The organism is Pseudomonas sp. SK3(2021) (assembly GCF_016772375.1).
In the GTDB taxonomy this organism is placed as follows: Bacteria; Pseudomonadota; Gammaproteobacteria; order Pseudomonadales; family Pseudomonadaceae; genus Aquipseudomonas; species Aquipseudomonas chlororaphis_I.
This window is the reverse complement of the sequence record NZ_CP061943.1, coordinates 2,671,642-2,688,728: the sequence shown is the minus strand read 5'-3', so window position 1 is coordinate 2,688,728 and position 17,087 is coordinate 2,671,642. Positions and strand designations below refer to the sequence as shown.

Below are 17,087 nucleotides of genomic sequence, written 5' to 3'. Positions count from 1 at the left end.
AATTGATGTTCTGGGCACAAGAGTGTCAGGGAACGAACCATGTTTCCAATGCAAAGATCGTAGCGATTATTGCGCTTCACACATGAAAAATCCAAGGTGGGCAACGCCTGCCTTGCTACCCTCGCCTGAGACGAAAAACATGGAATATGAACTCCAGGACATAAGATCCTTCGTGAAAATCGCCGAACTTGGAAGTTTCCACGAAGCCGCCGATGCCCTGCACTTGTCCCAGCCGGCCCTGAGCCGCCGGATCAAGAAGCTGGAGGAAGGCCTGGGCACCGCCCTGCTCGACCGCACCACGCGCAAGGTCAGCCTGACCAGCGTCGGCCGGGACTTCCTGCCCAAGGCCCGGCGCCTGCTGGATGACTTCGATGACTCGATCCTCAATATCCGCGAACTGGCGGAGCGGCAGATCGGCCAGGTGACCCTGGCCTGCATTCCCACCGCGGCCTTCTACTTCCTGCCGTCGGTGATCCGCCTTTATAACGAGCGCTATCCGAAAATCCGCATCCGCCTGCTCGACCTCAGCGCCAATGAAGGGCTGGAAGCGGTGCTGCGCGGCGAGGCGGACTTCGGTATCAACATGATGAGCGGCCAGCACCCGGACATCGAGTTCGTGCCGCTGGTCAACGAACCGTTCGTACTGGCGTGCCGGCGTGACCATGAACTGGCGAAAAAGTCCTCGGTCACTTGGTCGGAACTCAGTGATTACCGGCTGATCGGCGTCGGCCGCCTGAGCGGCAACCGCATGCTGCTGGACCATGCCCTGTCCGGCCTGAGCTGGCGTCCCCAGTGGTTCTACGAGGTGCAACACCTGTCCACGTCGCTGGGCATGGTCGAGGCCGGGCTCGGGGTGTCGGCCATGCCCAGCCTGGCCATGCCCGCGGCCGACCACCCGACCCTGGTGAGCATTCCGTTGAGCGAACCGGTGGTCAACCGCACCCTGGGCCTGGTCTACCGGCGCGGCGCCTCGCTGTCGCCCGCCGCGGAAAAGTTCGTGTCGATCCTGCTCGAACAATGGCCGCATTGACGGCCAATGGCGCAGGCAAGCCAGCCTCGAAGAGCACGAACACCTGAAACCTGCGCCTGACAACCTGCGGCGTATCGGCCATTAACGGCTGACTGCGCCGGGCCCAGACTTTATGCTGCACAGCCATCCCCCCATGGAACCTGCGGGCCAAACGGTTGCCTGAGGCGCAGCTGTTTTTTCCGTGCACCACCCAATACCCGTTTTCCCAGGAGTAAGCCCATGCCCCATGAAGGCAACCTGTTGCAAGCCGCTGTCGTGTTCCTGTTCGCGGCGGTGCTGACCGTCCCCCTGGCCAAGCGCCTGCAGCTGGGGGCCGTGCTGGGCTACCTGCTGGCCGGGGTGATCATCGGCCCGGCGGTGCTGGGGCTGGTGGGCAACCCGCAGAGCATCAGCCATGTGTCGGAACTGGGCGTGGTGTTGCTGCTGTTCATCATCGGCCTGGAGCTGTCGCCACGGCGCTTGTGGGTGATGCGCAAATCGGTGTTCGGCGTCGGCCTGGCCCAGGTGCTGTTGACCGGGGTGGTGATCGGCTGCGTGGCCCTGTTCCTGTTTGGCCAGCCGCTGAACAGCGCCATCGTGCTGGGCCTGGGCCTGGCGTTGTCGTCCACCGCCTTCGGCCTGCAAAGCCTGGCCGAGCGCAAGGAGCTGACCAGCCCCCACGGGCGCCTGGCCTTTGCCATCCTGCTGTTCCAGGACATCGCGGCGATTCCGTTGATCGCCATGGTCCCGGTACTGGCCGGGGTCGACCACAACACCAGCAGCGCCGAAGACCTGCGCCATGGCCTGCAAGTGCTGGGCAGCATCGCCGTGGTGGTGATCGGCGGCCGCTACCTGCTGCGCCCGGTGTTCCGCGTGGTGGCGCGCACCGGCCTGCCGGAAGTGTCCACCGCCACCGCCTTGCTGGTGGTGATCGGCACTGCATGGCTGATGGACATGGTCGGCGTATCCATGGCCCTCGGCGCCTTCCTCGCCGGCCTGCTGCTGGCGGACTCGGAGTACCGTCACGAACTGGAAGCGCAGATCGAACCCTTCAAGGGCCTGCTGCTGGGGCTGTTTTTCATCAGCGTCGGCATGGGCGCCAATATCGGCCTGCTGTTCAGCGCGCCGATCGCGGTGCTGGGCCTGACCCTGCTGCTGATCGCCATCAAGCTGCCGCTGCTGTTCGTGGTCGGGCGCCTGGCCGGCGGCCTGGGGCGCTTGAGCGCGGTGCGCCTGGGCGTGGTGCTGGCGGCCGGCGGTGAATTCGCCTTCGTGGTGTTCAAGATCGGCCGCGACCAGGGCCTGTTCGAGGCCCGCCTGTATGACCTGCTGGTGCTGACCATCACCCTGTCCATGGCCCTGACCCCGCTGCTGCTCCTGGCCTGCGCGCGCTTCTTGCAGCCCAAGGCCAAGCCCGTGGAGATGCCCGCCGAATACCGCGAGATCGAAACCGACGCGCCACGGGTGGTGATCGCCGGCATGGGCCGGATGGGCCAGATCGTCGCGCGGATCCTGCGGGCGCAGAAGATCCCCTTCGTCGCCCTCGACACCTCGGTCGACACCATCGAGCTGACCCGCAGCTTCGGCGGCATGCCGGTGTTCTACGGCGACCCGATGCGCGCGGAAATCCTCAAGGCGGCCAAGGTCGGCGAGGCGGAATACTTCGTGATCGCCACCGACGACCCGCAGACCAACATCAACACCGCGGCGGTGGTACGCAAGCTCTACCCGCACATCAAGATCATCGCCCGCGCCCGTAACCGCCAGCACGTGCACAAGCTGGTGGACCTGGGTGCCGAGGCGGTGCGGGAAACCTACTACTCGAGCCTGGAAATGAGCCGCAAGGCGCTGATCGGCCTGGGCCTGACCCACGCCCAGGCCGACTCGCGGATCAAGCGCTTCACCGCCCACGACGAACAGGTGCTCGAAGCCCAGCACGCGATCTACGACGACCACGCCAAGATCCTGCAATCGGCCCAGGAAGCCCGGGCGGAACTGGCGCGGTTGTTCGAGGCGGACGAACAGGACGAGCAGTCCGAAGGCGTGTTGCCGCCACCGCGCTGAGCATCGAGCTATGCGGTGCGGCTGAGATCTTTCGCGAGCAAGCTCGCTCCTACAGAGAAGCACCACGATCCCTGTAGCGAGCTGGCTCGCGATGGCGTCGAGCCTGATTCCACCTCCCAGGCTCCTGACAGCATCTGTCAGTCGGTTGCGCTACAGTGCTCGGCGCCCTGTCCCGAATGGATCCACCGATGACCGCAGCCAGCCCCAGCGCCCCCGCCCTCAAGGAAATCTTCAACGTCGAACGCCTGGAACACATCGCCCGGGAAATGCTCGCGGTGTACCCGGCGTTCGATCACCGGGGCTTTCTCGCCCATGCGCAACAGGACCTCGCCGAACTGTCAGTGATGCAACGCCTGGCGCGGGTCAGCGAAAGCCTGCAGGCGGTACTGCCGGCCGATTACGATGCCAACCTCGCACGGCTGTACGATCTCGCCCCGCGCCTGAACAGCCGCTTCGTCTGCATGTTCCTGCCGCACTATGTGGCCAGCTACGGCGGCCACGCCTTCGAACGCTCGATGCAGGCGCTCAAGTACTTCACCGCCTTCGGCTCCTCGGAGTTCGCCATCCGCCCGTTCCTCGCCAGCGACCTGCCACGCACCCTGGCGGTGATGCAGGACTGGGCCCGGGACGACAACGAGCATGTGCGCCGCCTGGCCAGCGAAGGCAGTCGCCCGCGCCTGCCCTGGTCGTTCCGCCTGGCACGGATCCAGGCCGACCCGACCCTGGCGGCGCCGATCCTCGAGCGCCTCAAGGCCGACCCCAGCCTGTATGTGCGCAAGTCGGTGGCCAATCACCTCAACGACATCACCAAGGACCATCCCGACTGGGTGCTGGCGCTGATCGAAGGCTGGTCCCTGGACAACCCGCACACCGCCTGGATCGCCCGCCATGCCCTGCGCAGCCTGATCAAGCAGGGCAATCGCCGGGCGCTGGCGATCGTCGGCGCCGGGCCGGCGCCGCAGGTGAAGTTGCATGGCCTGCGGGTCGAGCCGGCGGTGATTCGCCTGGGGGAACGGATCAACTTGTCCTTTGCCCTGGAGTCCACCGCCGACGCCGGCCAGCGCCTGGTGGTGGATTACGCCATCGACTACGTCAAGGCCTCGGGCGGCACCAGCGCCAAGGTGTTCAAGCTCAAGGCCTTCACCCTACCCGCCAGGGCCCGGGAACAGCTCGGCCGCGTCCAGCACATCCGCGAACTGACCACCCGCCGCCACTATCCCGGGCGCCATGAGCTGCATATCCTGGTCAACGGCGAGCGCCTGGGCAGCACGGCGTTCGATATCCACAACTGAAACCGCAGGGAGCGAGCATGCCGGCCCACCCGCTGAAAACCCTGATCGAAGCCGCCGACCGCGCCATCAGCGCCGAAGACTTCGACAGCCTGATGGATTTCTACGCCGAGGACGCCACGCTGGTGGTCAAGCCGGGCCTGGAAGCCCGGGGCAAGGAACAGATCCGCCGGGCCTTCGTCGCCATCGCCGAGCACTTCAACCACAGCATGCTGGTCCGGCAGGGCGAGATGCAGGTCATCGAAGGCGCCGGCACCGCGCTGGTGATCATGCACACCCTGCTCGACACCCTGGACCGGGACGGCATTGCCAGCACCCTGGAACGGCGCGCCACCTATGTCTTTCGCCATGAGCCGTCGGGCGCCTGGCGCTGTGTGATCGACAACTCCTACGGCACCGACCTGCTCGACGGCTGAGCCAGTTGGCGGCGATCACGTAACAAATTGTTTCGTAAAATCAGCCGAGCAACTTCTTGCGAAAACAATGGAAAACCGCCTGGAATCGTTCAGTTCGCAGATATGGCTTTGAGCCATATCTGCGGGGACGAAAACCCTGTCTCGAGGAAAAATCCCGGCGCCGCGGACGCCCTCTCCAGCCGTCCAACACGCCCGATCGATTCAAAGAAACCTCTCTATCTCGGGCCTTACAGCCGACACGAAGGGTCAGACAATGCTGTAAATCCGTATTGCGATAAATTATCATTTGGCGTCTCCCCCGCTCGCCACCCGCCTGTCATGTGCGATTCGCCGTGTGCGAGGTGGCTGATTTCAATGATTCACCCGAGGCGCTCATGTACCGTTTTCCGCTTTACCGTCCCCTGATCTGCGCCGGTCTCGGACTGCTCTCCTGGCAAGCCCTGGCTGCCTATCAACCGCAATCGGAAGCCGCCCTGGCCGCCGACTCCGTGATGGAATGCCAGTTCAACGCCGACCACAGCAGCGACTGCACCACCACCCAGCACTACACCATCCTCACCCCGGCGGGCCGGGAAATGCTTTCGCGCATCGACTTCAGCTATGCCGAAACCGATGGCTTCGAACTGCGCAAGGCCGAATTCACCCAGCCGGGCGGCAAGCCCGTGGCGCTGGCGCCGGCGCAGATCGATACGCGCACCGCGCCCAATCCGGAACAGGGTTTCCTGCGCGAGAAACAGACGTCCCTGGCCTTCCCCAACCTGCGGGTCGGCACCCGGCTCAGCTACACCGTGCAGCAGCACTACGCGGCCAAACCGCTGCTGGGGCAGTTCCACTCGGTGCTGCAATTCGGCCCCAAGCCGGTGCGCCAGGACAGCTTCAAGATCACCTACCGCGCCACGCGCCCGATCATCTGGCGCAGCGAGCAGATGGACGACTACCGCTTCAGCGCCTCCAGCGACCGGAAAACACTGACCATCGAGCAGAAGGCCCCGGTCTTCCTCAACTACATCAATGAACCCGCGATCGGCTTCATCCGGCGGGTGCCGCGGGTCGAGCTGGGCAGCAGCAGCGAGGTGCAGGACTATTTCGGCCCACTGGCCCGGCGCTACCAGCAGATCCTCGCCACGCCCCTGCCGCCGGCCAGCGCCAAGGCCGTGGCCGCCCTGCGCGAGCTGCCGCCCGCCGAGAAAGTCGCCGGGCTGATGCAGCACATCAATGACAACTACCGCTACCTGGGCGACTGGCGCGCCACCGAACGCGGTTACCTGCCCTTCGAGCTGGAGCAGATCGAACAGCGCGGCTATGGCGACTGCAAGGACCTGGCGGTGCTCCTGGCCGCCATGCTCAAGGCCAGCGGGATCAAGGCCGAGACGGCCTGGGTCAGTCGCGAGAACGTCGTCGCGCCGCTGTTGATCCCCGGCACCCACGCGCCGAACCACGCCATCGTGCGGGCCGAGGTCGACGGCCAGGTGTGGTGGCTGGACCCGACCAACCCGGTGTTCGACCCGGGCCGCAGCATGCCGGATATCCAGGAGCGCTGGGCCTTTGTCAGCGACGCCAACGGCCAGGTACGCGAGGACTACATCCCCCTGGAAGCGCCGGACACCAGCATCGTGCTGGACAAGCAGGAACACTTCGACCGCGCCGGCCAGGCCCGGGTCAACGCGCGCATCGAATTCAGCCACATGGAGCTGATGCGGCTGATGGTGTCCGACAACCAGAACGGCATCGCCAGCAACGACCAGAGCCTGTGCGAGCGCTTCACCCGGGAGCTGCGCGACTGCCGGATCGACCGCGAGCCGACCGCCTTCGTCGCCCCCAGGACCTACCGGATCAAGGCCTCCCTGACCGACCTCAAGCCACTGGAAAACATCTCCGGCAGCTACTTCTACAAGAGTCCGGCCCTGGAGGGCGACTGGGACTTCCTGGTCAACTACCGCCGCAATGGCCAGCTGGCGGACCTGTACATCGGCGACACCAATACCCTGCGCTACACCATCACCCTCTCCGGCGCCCAGCTGGACAAGGACGTCAAGGCCTGCAACGTGCGCTCGCCCTGGTTCGACATGGACCTGCGCAGCGAACGGGTCAAGGGCGAGTACCGTTATCACTACCGCCTGAGCCAGAAAAAACGCTGGCTGAGCCACGAGGACATCGTCAGCGCACCGTTCGAGGCCATGGTCGGCCAGGCCAAGCAATGCGCCGAGCAAGCGCGGCAACTGGTGCAGCTCAAGGCCGCCGCGAAAAAGAGCTGATCCGCGCGCCCCTGTAGGAGCGGCCGGTCGACGCTCGATTGCTCGCGATGAACGCAAGAACAACGCGTTCATCCAAGCGATAGGCGTCACCGTTGACGCCCATCGCGAGCAAGCTCGCTCCTACAAGGGATGTGCCGTGCTGGCGGCGAGCAGCAAGCCCTGCTCGGCCGCGCACAGTTCCACCAGGTAATCCCATACCACGCGCAGGCGCACTGACTTGTGCAGGTCGCGGCGGGTGCTGATCCAGTAGGCGCGCTGGATGCTCTCGCCGGGCAGCAAGGGCACCAGCTGCGGGTCGCCGGCGGCCATGTAGCACGGCAGCACCGCGATGCCCAGGCCGGAACGCGCGGCCTGGTGCTGGGCGAGCACACTGGTGCTGTGGAACACCACCTGGGGGTTGCGGCAGAAACTGTTGAGGAACTTCAGTTCCTGGCTGAACAGCAGGTCGTCGACATAATCGATCCAGGCATGCCGCCCCAGGTCTTCGCGGCTGCGCAGCGGTGGCGCACGGTCCAGGTACGCCTGGCTGGCGTACAGGGCCAGGCGGTAGTCGGTGAGCTTGCGGGTCACCAGCATGTCGGCGTTGGGCCGCTCCAGGTGAATGCTGATCTCCGCCTCGCGGTTGAGGATGCTGACAAAACGCGGCACCGCCACCAGCTCCACCTCCAGCCCCGGGTAACGCTCGAACAGGCCGCGCAGGCGGCTGGCGAGAAACATGATGCCCAGGCCCTCGGTGACGCCCACCCGGATCTTGCCCAGGGGCGCCGTGGACTGGGTGATTTCCTCCTGGGCCAGCAAGGCCACGTTCTCCATGGCCTCGGCATGCTTGAGCAAGGCTTCCCCGGCCGGCGTCAGTTCATAGCCCTGGGCATGCTGGACGAACAGCGCGGTGCCGAGGCTTTTCTCGATCGCCTCGATATGCCGGGCCACCGTGGCGTGGGTGGTCTTCAGCCGCTGGGCCGCGGTCAGCAGCCGACCGCTGCGTTGCAGCTCGAGAAAAAACCGCAGGTCGTTCCAGTCGAACATGACTCTTCCTTGCAGATACCGGGGAAAGCCGCTGTTTAAAAACGCACAGCAGCTGAGCAAAAACTAACATTCTTTTAACGAAAGCTAACAACTAGGATGAGCCGCAACAAGAACGATAAAGCGAGGTCATGGATGTTGCCTGCCTTCGATCCATACGACTACATAGTGGTCGGCGCCGGCCCTGCCGGTTGCCTGCTGGCCAATCGGCTGTCCGCCAACCCGGCCCACCGCGTCCTGCTGCTGGAAGCCGGTGGCCGTGACAATTACCCCTGGATTCACATTCCCGTCGGCTACCTGTTCTGCATCGGCAACCCGCGCACCGACTGGTGCTTCAAGACCGAAGCCGAACCCGGCCTGCAAGGCCGCAGCCTGAGCTACCCGCGTGGCAAGGTGCTGGGCGGCTGCTCGTCGATCAACGGCATGATCTACATGCGCGGCCAGGCCGGCGACTATCAGCGCTGGGCCGCCGACGGCAACCCCGGCTGGAGCTGGCAGGACGTGCTGCCGCTGTTTCGCAAAAGCGAAAACCACTTTGCCGGCGACTCGCAGTTCCATGGCGCCGCCGGCGAATGGCGGGTCGAGCGCCAGCGCCTGTCGTGGCCGATCCTCGATGCCTTCCGCACCGCCGCCGAACAGAGCGGCATCGCCAACGTCGACGACTTCAACGGCGGCGACAATGAAGGCTGCGGCTACTTCCAGGTCAACCAGAAAGCCGGGGTGCGCTGGAACGCCGCCAAGGCCTTCCTCAAGCCGATCCGCCAACGGCCCAACCTCACCGTGCTGACCGGGGTCGAGGTCGATCGCGTGCTCCTGGAAAACGGCCGCGCAGCAGCGGTCAGCACCCGTCACCAGGGCCGGCCGCAGACCTTCAAGGCGCGTCGCGAAATCATCCTCAGCGCCGGCGCGATCGGCTCGCCGAGCATCCTGCAACGTTCGGGAATCGGCCCCGCCGCCTTGCTGCAACGCTTGGGGATAGGCGTCGCCCACGAGCTACCGGGGGTCGGTGGCAACCTGCAGGACCACCTGCAACTGCGGCTGATCTACAAGCTGGAAAACGCCCGCACCCTGAACCAGATCGCCGGCAGCCTGTGGGGCAAGATGGGCATGGGCCTGCGCTACCTGTACGACCGCAGCGGCCCGCTGTCCATGGCGCCGAGCCAGCTGGGGGCCTTCGCCCGTTCCGGGCCGGAACAGACTTCGGCCAACCTCGAATACCACGTCCAGCCGCTGTCGCTGGAGCGTTTCGGCGAACCGCTGCACGCCTTCCCGGCCTTTACCGCGTCGGTCTGCGACCTGCGTCCGCAAAGCCGGGGCCGGGTGGAAATCCGCTCCGCCGACCCGCAGGCGGCGCCGCTGATCCAGCCCAACTACCTGAGCCACCCGCAAGACCTGCGGGTCGCCGCCGACGCCATTCGCCTGACCCGGCGCATCGTCGCCGCACCGGCCCTGCAAGCCTTCAAGCCCAGCGAATACCTGCCGGGGGCCGAGTTGCAGAGCGAAGAACAACTGCACGAAGCCGCGGCGCGCATCGGCACCACCATCTTCCACCCGGTGGGCACCTGCCGCATGGGCCAGGGTGCGGAGGCGGTGGTCGATGCCGAACTGCGGGTGCATGGCATCCCCGGCCTGCGCATCGCCGATGCCTCGATCATGCCGTACATCACCTCCGGCAATACCTGTTCGCCGACGCTGATGATCGCCGAGAAGGCCGCCGAGCTGATTCTCGCCACCTCGACCAGGAGCCCTGCCGCCGAAAAACAGACCGTTACCCCCGCCTGATCCTTGCAGGAGCAAGGGGGGACGCCTGGTCCTTGCTCGCGATGGCGACCTGACAGGCGGTGCAAGGCTCAAGGATTTATCGCGAGCGAGCTCGCTCCTACACCTACAGGTACAGAAGACAGCGACAAGATGCAGATAGCGACGCCACGCCGGCGCCGACAGTGGAACAACAAAAACAATCACTGTGAGGGATATCGATATGTCGGAACATGCTCAATCGATGGACGCGGCCGTCGCCGCGCCCACTAGCCAGGAAAGCCAGAAAGTCATCTTTGCCTCGTCCCTGGGGACGGTGTTCGAGTGGTATGACTTTTTCCTCTACGGTGCCCTCGCGGCGGTCATCAGCAAGCAGTTCTTCGCCGGGGTCAACGACACCACCGCCTTCATCTTCGCCCTGATGGCGTTCGCCGCCGGGTTCGTGGTGCGGCCGTTCGGCGCCCTGGTGTTCGGGCGCCTGGGGGACATGATCGGGCGCAAGTACACCTTCCTCGCCACCATCGTGCTCATGGGCCTGGCGACCTTCGCCGTGGGCCTGCTACCGACCTACTCGAGCATCGGCATCGCCGCGCCGATCATCCTGGTCGCCCTGCGCATGCTCCAGGGCCTGGCCCTGGGCGGTGAATACGGCGGTGCCGCGACCTACGTCGCCGAGCACGCGCCCCAGGGCAAGCGCGGCTTCCACACCAGCTGGATCCAGTCCACCGCGACCCTCGGCCTGCTGCTGTCGCTACTGGTGGTGCTGGGTTGCCGCTACTTCACCGGCGATCAGTTCGAAGTCTGGGGCTGGCGCCTGCCGTTCCTGCTGTCGATCGTGCTGCTGGGCATTTCCACCTGGATCCGCCTGAGCCTGCACGAGTCGCCGGCCTTCCTGAAGATGAAAGAAGAAGGCAAGGCCAGCAAGGCGCCGATCCGCGAGTCCTTCGGCAAATGGGAAAACCTCAAGGTGGTGCTGATCGCGCTGTTCAGCATCAATGCCGGACAAGCGGTGACCTTCTACGCCGCGCAGTTCTACGTGCTGTTCTTCCTCACCCAGTTCCTCAAGATGGACCCGGCCCTGGCCAATATGCTGCTGATCATCAGCGTGGTGATCGGCGCGCCGTTCTTCATCTTCTTCGGCTGGCTGTCGGACAAGATCGGCCGCAAGCCGGTGCTGATGGTCGGCCTGTTGCTGGCCACCGCGCTGTACTTCCCGATCTTCAAGTCCCTGGCCCACTACGCCAACCCGGCCATCGACCAGGCCAGCCGCCAGGCACCGATCAGCGTGCTGGCCGACCCCGCCACCTGCACCTTCCAGTTCGACCCGGTGGGCAAGGCGCGTTTCGACAGCCCGTGCGACAAGGTCAAGACCTTCCTGGTCAAGCAGGGCCTGCCCTACACCAGCATCGCCGCGCCAGCCGGCAGCCCGGTGCAGGTCAGCATCGGCGAAGTGCAGATCGACGGTTTCGACGAAGCGGCCCTGCGCGGCGCCGTGACCCTGGCCGGCTACCCGCAACAGGCCGACACCCAGAACGTCAACAAAACCATGGTGGTGGTGCTGATCGTCGCGCTGATCCTGATCGCCGCCATGTGCTACGGCCCGCTGGCGGCGCTGATGGTCGAGCTGTTCCCGACCCGTATCCGCTACACCTCCATGTCCCTGCCCTACCACATCGGCAATGGCTGGTTCGGCGGCTTCCTGCCCACCGTGTCCTTCGCCCTGGTGGTGTACACCGGCGATATCTTCTACGGCCTGTGGTACCCGGTGGCGATCACCGGGGTCAGCCTGCTCGTCGGCCTGACCTGCCTGCGGGAAACCCGCAACGTCGATATCGACAAGAACTGATATCGATCATTTCGCGCGCAAGCTCACTCCTACAGGAAAATGCCTGTCCTTGTAGGAGCGAGCTTGCTCGCGAAAAAACCCAGGTGCAGCACAACACCTGAAACAACCCCAGCCAAAAAAGGCCCGGATCAGCAGATCCGGGCCTTTTGCGTATCAGGCGAAGCGCCTCAGTAAGGATTGCAGCGCTGGGCTATCGCCGTGGCCTGGTCGACATAGGGCCGCGCCGGTTCGAGGTTCCACTCGGGCTTGTTGCGGACCGGCCTGCCGTCGTAGCTGGCCGCCAGGTGACAGACCAATTGCCGGCGGATCGAACCGCCATTGACGCTGTATTGCCGCCATTGCTCGTCGTTTTTGTGCTTGTTGTACAGCTCGGCGAACATCCTGTCGGTCTGGTCGTCCTTGATCGCGCGGCCGCAGGCGGTGGGCACGACCTCCAGCGACCAGGTCTTGGGCCCGAGCTTCGGATCGTCGCGTTGTACCCAACTGCTTGATTCGATGTACTTGTCACAGAATTGCTGCGTGGGCGACGGCGTGGTCCTGACGCACGAGAAGCTGGCCTTGCTGGTCGGCGTCCGTGGAAAGTCGATCCTGACGATGTTGCGGTCCTTGCCGGTCTTGTTCTTGTAGTCGCGCTGATTGGCCAGGGCATCGTTCAGGCCCCGTTGATCGCTGTAGAAAAACGCCAGGATCGGTAGCTCGTCGTCTTTCGGGTTACCCAGGCGCAGCTCTGTCTGGGTCTGGAACTCACGGGGATTGATGACTCGCCGGGCCCCCATGAAGTTTTGAAACGCGCTGACCCGATCCTGGCTGCTCATGGGATTGCGCATGTTGAAGCCGCATTGCAACTGGTCCTGCTTGCGGTCGTTGTTGAACCGGGTGAAGTGCGCGACCCAGGCCTTGGAGCTGTTGATAGGCGGGGCCATGGCCTGGCATACCGCCTCGGTCTGGCTGGTGTTGCGGTTGTTGCCGCAGCCCCGGTCATCGCGGAAATCGGTCCAGGCGTCGTTGGGAAAGGCGCAGTAGACATGCACCGGGGTCTCGGGATCGCGCACCAGGTCGATCGGCTTGATGATGTAGCCGTTCTGCGTGCTCATGCCCGGGTCTTCATAGCTGATGCCGTCGGCGCGCATCCAGGACGCGGCAAAAGTCCCCAGTTCCCGGGCCTTCGGGCTCGGGTTCCAGACGTCCCATTGCTGGCCCTTCGCCGGGTCGGCGCGGTGCGTGCCCCTGATCAGCAGGCCCGAACAGTCCGACGCCGGATCTTTCCCGCAACTGTCGACGGTTTTGTTGTATAGGCTTTCGACCTGTTTCAGCGTCTCTTCGCAGGACTCGGCATTGGCCGCTGTCATGTGCAAGACCAACGGCAATACCAGTAGCGGGACAATCCTGTTCAAACGTTTTTTCATGGCATGCATCTCCCTGATTAGCCAAAATACAACCTGCACTCCCAGATCCATCCGAATGTGACTGCACCGCCCTTGCGCCAGGCGAAAAAACCAGGCGGCCACTCAACGCGGGACCGGATTGCACCCTGCGGCGCGGGTTTCGCTGTCGGACAACGCCGGCCGGAAAGGCTCGAGATTCCATGGCGTCTTGCCGCGGTAATTGACCAGCACGCAGTTCAATTGCTGACGCATGCTGCCGGCGGATTTCTCATTGTCGCGCCAGTTGCTATCGCCCCCCTTGAGGGCGAACAACTGGTCGTACAGCGCCCCGACCTGCTCGTTGGGCAAGGCCCGCCCCGCCGCCGTGGGTACCACGCTCAAGGTCCACTCGTCCTGGCGGGTGCCGGGGTCGTAGCGCTTGACCCAGTCGGCGGAGGCAATGTACTGCGGCACCTGCACCGGCACGGGATTGCAACCGGCCTTGGCCGCTTCCTGGGGCGTGACCCTGGGCCGGAACGGTTCCAGGTTCCATTCGGTCTTGGCCGGGTAGTTCTGTACCAGGCAGCTCAGTTGCTGGCGCATGCTGCCCGGGGACTTTTCATGGTCGCGCCACTGGCTGTCGGCGCCGCGCAGCTCGAACAACTCCTTGTACAACGCCTCTTGGTCGCTGGCCTGGATCGCCTTGCCTTCGGCAGTAGGCGTGACATTGAGGGTCCATTGGTTTTTCTTGCTGCCGGGGTCGTAGCGCTCGACCCAGGTGGCCGCGGCGATATAGCGCGGCGCAGCTGCCACCGGCGCAGGCTGCCCGCCACCGGCGGCCGTCAAGTCGATTGCCTGGTCGGCGGCGACATAGCTGAAGCGCTGCTCCGGCGGCTTGGTGAAGTCCAGCCGCAGGATCGGCACGCTGTAGCCCCGGGCCTGGAGTTTCTTCTGGAAGTTGCGCGCGCTGTTCAGGCCGTTCTCCGGTTTCGGCGGCGCCTGGTCACCGCGGGTGGCGAAGTTCTGCGTGCTGTTGACGTTGTAGATGAAGGCATCGATGTACTTCATGTTCTCGCTGCCGTCGTGGGTCGCCGTGGCATTCTTGAGCATGAATTCGTTGACCTGGGCGCTGTAGGCGAAGGGGTCCTTGTTGGTGGTGTTCACCCGCGATTCGTGGACCCGGATCATGGCGTTCCAGTCGCTGGGTTTTTCCGCGTTCCAGGAACACTGGCTGTACTGGATCGGCCCCTTCATCAAGCCGGTGTACTTCTGCGTCCACTGCTCGGCGGTGCTGACCCCGACTTCCGAGCAGGTGCCGTAAGCCAGCGCGGCATTGCGGTTGGTCATGGTGCCCTGGGCGGCGCGCGGCGGTTCGCGGCTGTCGAAGAAACCGCAGCCGTACCACTTGCGCTCCGGCCCGGTACCGCCGTCGAAGGCGTAGATGCAGGTCCAGCCCTGCTCCTTGACCGGCAACTTCAAGGCCTGCGCATCGGTGGGCGTGCGCAGGATGAAACCGGCCGGGTGGATGAGGATCCGGGTGCTCAGGTCCTTGCGGATCCAGGAGTAGGAGGTCGCGCCGATCTTGATCGCATAGGGGCTGTAGTCCCAGGGGTTGAACGGCCCGTCGTTGACCATGCGCAAGGTCACGCCGCTGCAGTAGTAATGACCGCGCGCGGCGCCGGTGTCGGGCTCCCGACAGACGTCCTTGAGGGTGTTGTAGTTGCGGTTGATGCGATTGAGGGTTTCCAGCGGATCGAGCGGCGGCTGGCTGGCCACCGCGCAGGACGCCAGGGGCAGAGTCCAGGCCAGGAGAAAAGACCAACGAACGGTTGGGTGCATGGCGACCTCCTTGTCGCTGCATAGGGACTTTCTGAGTCAGCCTAGACCAAGGATGAAAAAATATTGCCGGGAATGTCGCGCGAAAAACCACAGGCTGGGGTTGGGCGACAGGCAGGAAAGAGAGGCGGAGCTTGCGCAAAAGAGCGGCGCCTTGCGCGCCGCTCCCGTTGCTGTCGATCAGGCCACGATATCGGTGGTCGCCGCCTGGCCGATGGTGCCCACGGCGAAGTCCACCGCGCCCAGGCCGGTGAGGTCGACCAGCAGGCTGGTCTGGTCGGTCTCGGCGTAGTAGGTCAGGATCGCGTCGCCGGCGTGGCCGGTGAAGCCGCTGACGAAGTTCAGGCTCGCCTGCCCCGAGGCGAATGGCGCCAGGCCGCTGAGGTCGATCTTGTCCTGGCCGCTGGTGAAATCCATGATCCAGTCGGGCTCATCGAAGGTCGAATCGGATGCCGCGCCGAACACGAAGGTGTCCGCCCCCGCCCCGCCCCACAGCGTGTCGCGACCACCGCCGCCGTAGAGGATATCGTTGCCGGCACCGCCTTCGAGGATGTTGGCCGCGGCGTTGCCGATCAGCAGGTCGTTGCCCGAACCGCCAATGGCGTTTTCCAGGGTCACGCCGTGGGCCACGGACACGTTGCCCACCAGGCCGCCGACGTCGGAGAACGAGCCCTCGTTGAGGTTGATCTTCTGGTTCTGGGTGAAGCCGGAGAAGTCCAGGGTGTCGTTGCCGCCGCCGTCCCACACCGAGAACACCAGCTTGGAGGCCGATGAGCTGGCGCTGTAGAAATCGCGCCCGGTGTTGGAATTGAACCCGTACACGGTGTCGTCGGCGCGGGTCTCGTGGTTGGCGCCGTAGAGTTTCTGCACCGCGACTATGTCGTCCATCAACGGCGCCGAGGCATAGGCGCCACTGCCGTCCTTACTGAAGTTCTGCCCGGTGTTGCTCTCGCTCCAGTAGCTCATCAGGCTGTAGCCGCGCGTGTCCTGGGCATAGGAAGCATCGTTGTAGGTCGGGTTGCCGTTGCCGGCGTTGTAGGTGCCCGGATGGGACAGGCCCAGGCTGTGGCCGATTTCGTGGGTCAGGGTCTGGCGACCGTAGTTGCCGTTGCCCGGGGTTTCGTTGACCCGGTACTGATCGTTGATCAGGTACCAGGACTGGCCGTCATAGCTGCTGCCCGAAGGCAGGTAGGCGAAGGCCGCCCCGCCGGTGCTGACGCTGTAGTTGCCGAAACTCAGGTGCCCGTCCCCGCCGGTCGCGGCCTCGTTGAAGCTCACATTGGCCACGTCCGCCCAGGATTGCAGGGCCAGGAACGCCTGGGCTTTCTGCAATGCGCTGAACTCGCTGAAGGTGCCCAGGTTCGGGTTGTAGTTGGCCGGTTTGCTGGTGAGGAAGCTGTAGCTGAGCTCGATCTTGCCGTCGCCGTTCTGGTCGTGCCAGGACAGGCCCTTGCGCAGGATCTGGTCGGCGGCCTGGTCCGCGGTGTACGACGGCTTGCCGTTCACCAACTCCACCCCGCCACGGTCATAGGCATGGCTGAAGGCAGTGATCAGTTGGTAGGCATCGCTGCCTGGAGCGGCCGAAAAACCGGCGTTTTCTTTGGCTTTTGACATCATTTACATCCTTGTTCAACGCTGAAAGTTTCCGATAGACCACGGCGACCTGTTAGCGAGATCGTCCTATCACTCGCCCTATTCAAGGCGGGGAAAAACTGACACAGACTTCGGCGCCGCGTCCACGATTTTTATTGTCCGACAAAACCGCCAGATGGCTTTTCGCCTGATCGAAATCGCGGCTCGCGGCCCTGCCCAAGCGCGCCATGCGCTAAGCTTCAGCGCTAACGGAGCACGCTGCCGCGCCCCGGTTCCTGCCTGTTTGCCAAGGAGTCCGCGATGAAAAGAATCCTCCTGAGCTGCGCCCTGTCGCTGGTCGCCAGTGCCGCCCACGCCGAAGGCATCCCGCTGTTCAATGTCGACTGTCCGGGCAATATCCCGGTCAGCGCGGAGGAAGGGGGACCCGTGTTCATCAACGGCAAGGAAGCCCAGACCAAGACCGTCAACGAGCGTTATTTCGAGGCCAAGGGCTCGGGTGTCACGGTCGCGATCAGCGTGGAGGATGACGACTCGGTGGTCGTGACCTACAGCGGCAAGCAAGGCGCCAGCGGCATTTGCACCTCGGTCGACGACTGAACCCCTTCCCTGTAGCCGCTGCCGAGCTTGCGAGGCT

At 64.5% G+C, this 17,087-nt stretch carries 12 protein-coding genes; 8 read left to right on the top strand and 4 right to left on the bottom strand.

Going from position 1 to position 17,087, the window contains the following annotated elements:
• The first annotated feature begins 139 nt into the window (after positions 1-139).
• From IF690_RS12290 to IF690_RS12270, 5 genes are all read left to right on the top strand, one after another.
• Positions 140-1,030: a LysR family transcriptional regulator gene (locus IF690_RS12290; RefSeq protein ID WP_202700261.1), complete on the top strand. Its 891-nt coding sequence runs from the start codon at positions 140-142 to the stop codon at positions 1,028-1,030.
• Between the two features lie 219 nt (positions 1,031-1,249).
• Positions 1,250-3,073: a monovalent cation:proton antiporter-2 (CPA2) family protein gene (locus tag IF690_RS12285; RefSeq protein WP_202700260.1), complete on the top strand. Its 1,824-nt coding sequence runs from the start codon at positions 1,250-1,252 to the stop codon at positions 3,071-3,073.
• Positions 3,074-3,261: 188 nt separating this feature from the next.
• A complete protein-coding gene (locus IF690_RS12280) occupies positions 3,262-4,365 on the top strand; it encodes a DNA alkylation repair protein (RefSeq protein ID WP_202700259.1) in 1,104 nt (367 codons plus the stop codon).
• A gap of 17 nt (positions 4,366-4,382) precedes the next feature.
• Complete coding sequence (locus IF690_RS12275) at positions 4,383-4,778, top strand: YybH family protein (RefSeq protein WP_202700258.1); 396 nt, start codon at positions 4,383-4,385, stop codon at positions 4,776-4,778.
• 374 nt (positions 4,779-5,152) lie between these two features.
• Positions 5,153-7,033 carry a DUF3857 domain-containing transglutaminase family protein gene (locus IF690_RS12270; RefSeq protein WP_202700257.1) on the top strand — a complete coding sequence of 627 codons (1,881 nt, stop codon included), beginning with the start codon at positions 5,153-5,155 and terminating at the stop codon, positions 7,031-7,033.
• A 120-nt stretch (positions 7,034-7,153) separates the two neighbouring features.
• Here the strand turns inward: IF690_RS12270 and IF690_RS12265 are convergent, their stop codons facing one another.
• Positions 7,154-8,059: a LysR family transcriptional regulator gene (locus tag IF690_RS12265; RefSeq protein ID WP_202700256.1), complete on the bottom strand. Its 906-nt coding sequence runs from the start codon at positions 8,057-8,059 to the stop codon at positions 7,154-7,156.
• A 132-nt stretch (positions 8,060-8,191) separates the two neighbouring features.
• Between IF690_RS12265 and IF690_RS12260 the strand changes: the two genes are divergently transcribed.
• Positions 8,192-9,838 (top strand): GMC family oxidoreductase, encoded by a 1,647-nt coding sequence (locus IF690_RS12260; protein ID WP_202700255.1) that lies wholly within the window; start codon positions 8,192-8,194, stop codon positions 9,836-9,838.
• 199 nt (positions 9,839-10,037) lie between these two features.
• Positions 10,038-11,660, top strand: a complete 1,623-nt coding sequence (locus tag IF690_RS12255; RefSeq protein ID WP_202700254.1) for an MFS transporter — start codon at positions 10,038-10,040, stop codon at positions 11,658-11,660.
• Positions 11,661-11,827: 167 nt separating this feature from the next.
• On the opposite strand, the gene IF690_RS12250 is transcribed toward IF690_RS12255, so the two are convergent.
• The 3 genes from IF690_RS12250 to IF690_RS12240 form a co-directional block, all read right to left on the bottom strand.
• Positions 11,828-13,066 carry a DUF2599 domain-containing protein gene (locus IF690_RS12250; RefSeq protein WP_202700253.1) on the bottom strand — a complete coding sequence of 413 codons (1,239 nt, stop codon included), beginning with the start codon at positions 13,064-13,066 and terminating at the stop codon, positions 11,828-11,830.
• 102 nt (positions 13,067-13,168) lie between these two features.
• Positions 13,169-14,863 (bottom strand): DUF2599 domain-containing protein, encoded by a 1,695-nt coding sequence (locus IF690_RS12245; protein ID WP_202700252.1) that lies wholly within the window; start codon positions 14,861-14,863, stop codon positions 13,169-13,171.
• Between the two features lie 177 nt (positions 14,864-15,040).
• Complete coding sequence (locus IF690_RS12240; protein ID WP_202700251.1) at positions 15,041-16,474, bottom strand: serralysin family metalloprotease; 1,434 nt, start codon at positions 16,472-16,474, stop codon at positions 15,041-15,043.
• 279 nt (positions 16,475-16,753) lie between these two features.
• On the opposite strand from IF690_RS12240, the gene IF690_RS12235 reads away from it, so the two are divergent.
• Positions 16,754-17,050: a hypothetical protein gene (locus tag IF690_RS12235; protein ID WP_202700250.1), complete on the top strand. Its 297-nt coding sequence runs from the start codon at positions 16,754-16,756 to the stop codon at positions 17,048-17,050.
• Positions 17,051-17,087: the final 37 nt, after the last annotated feature.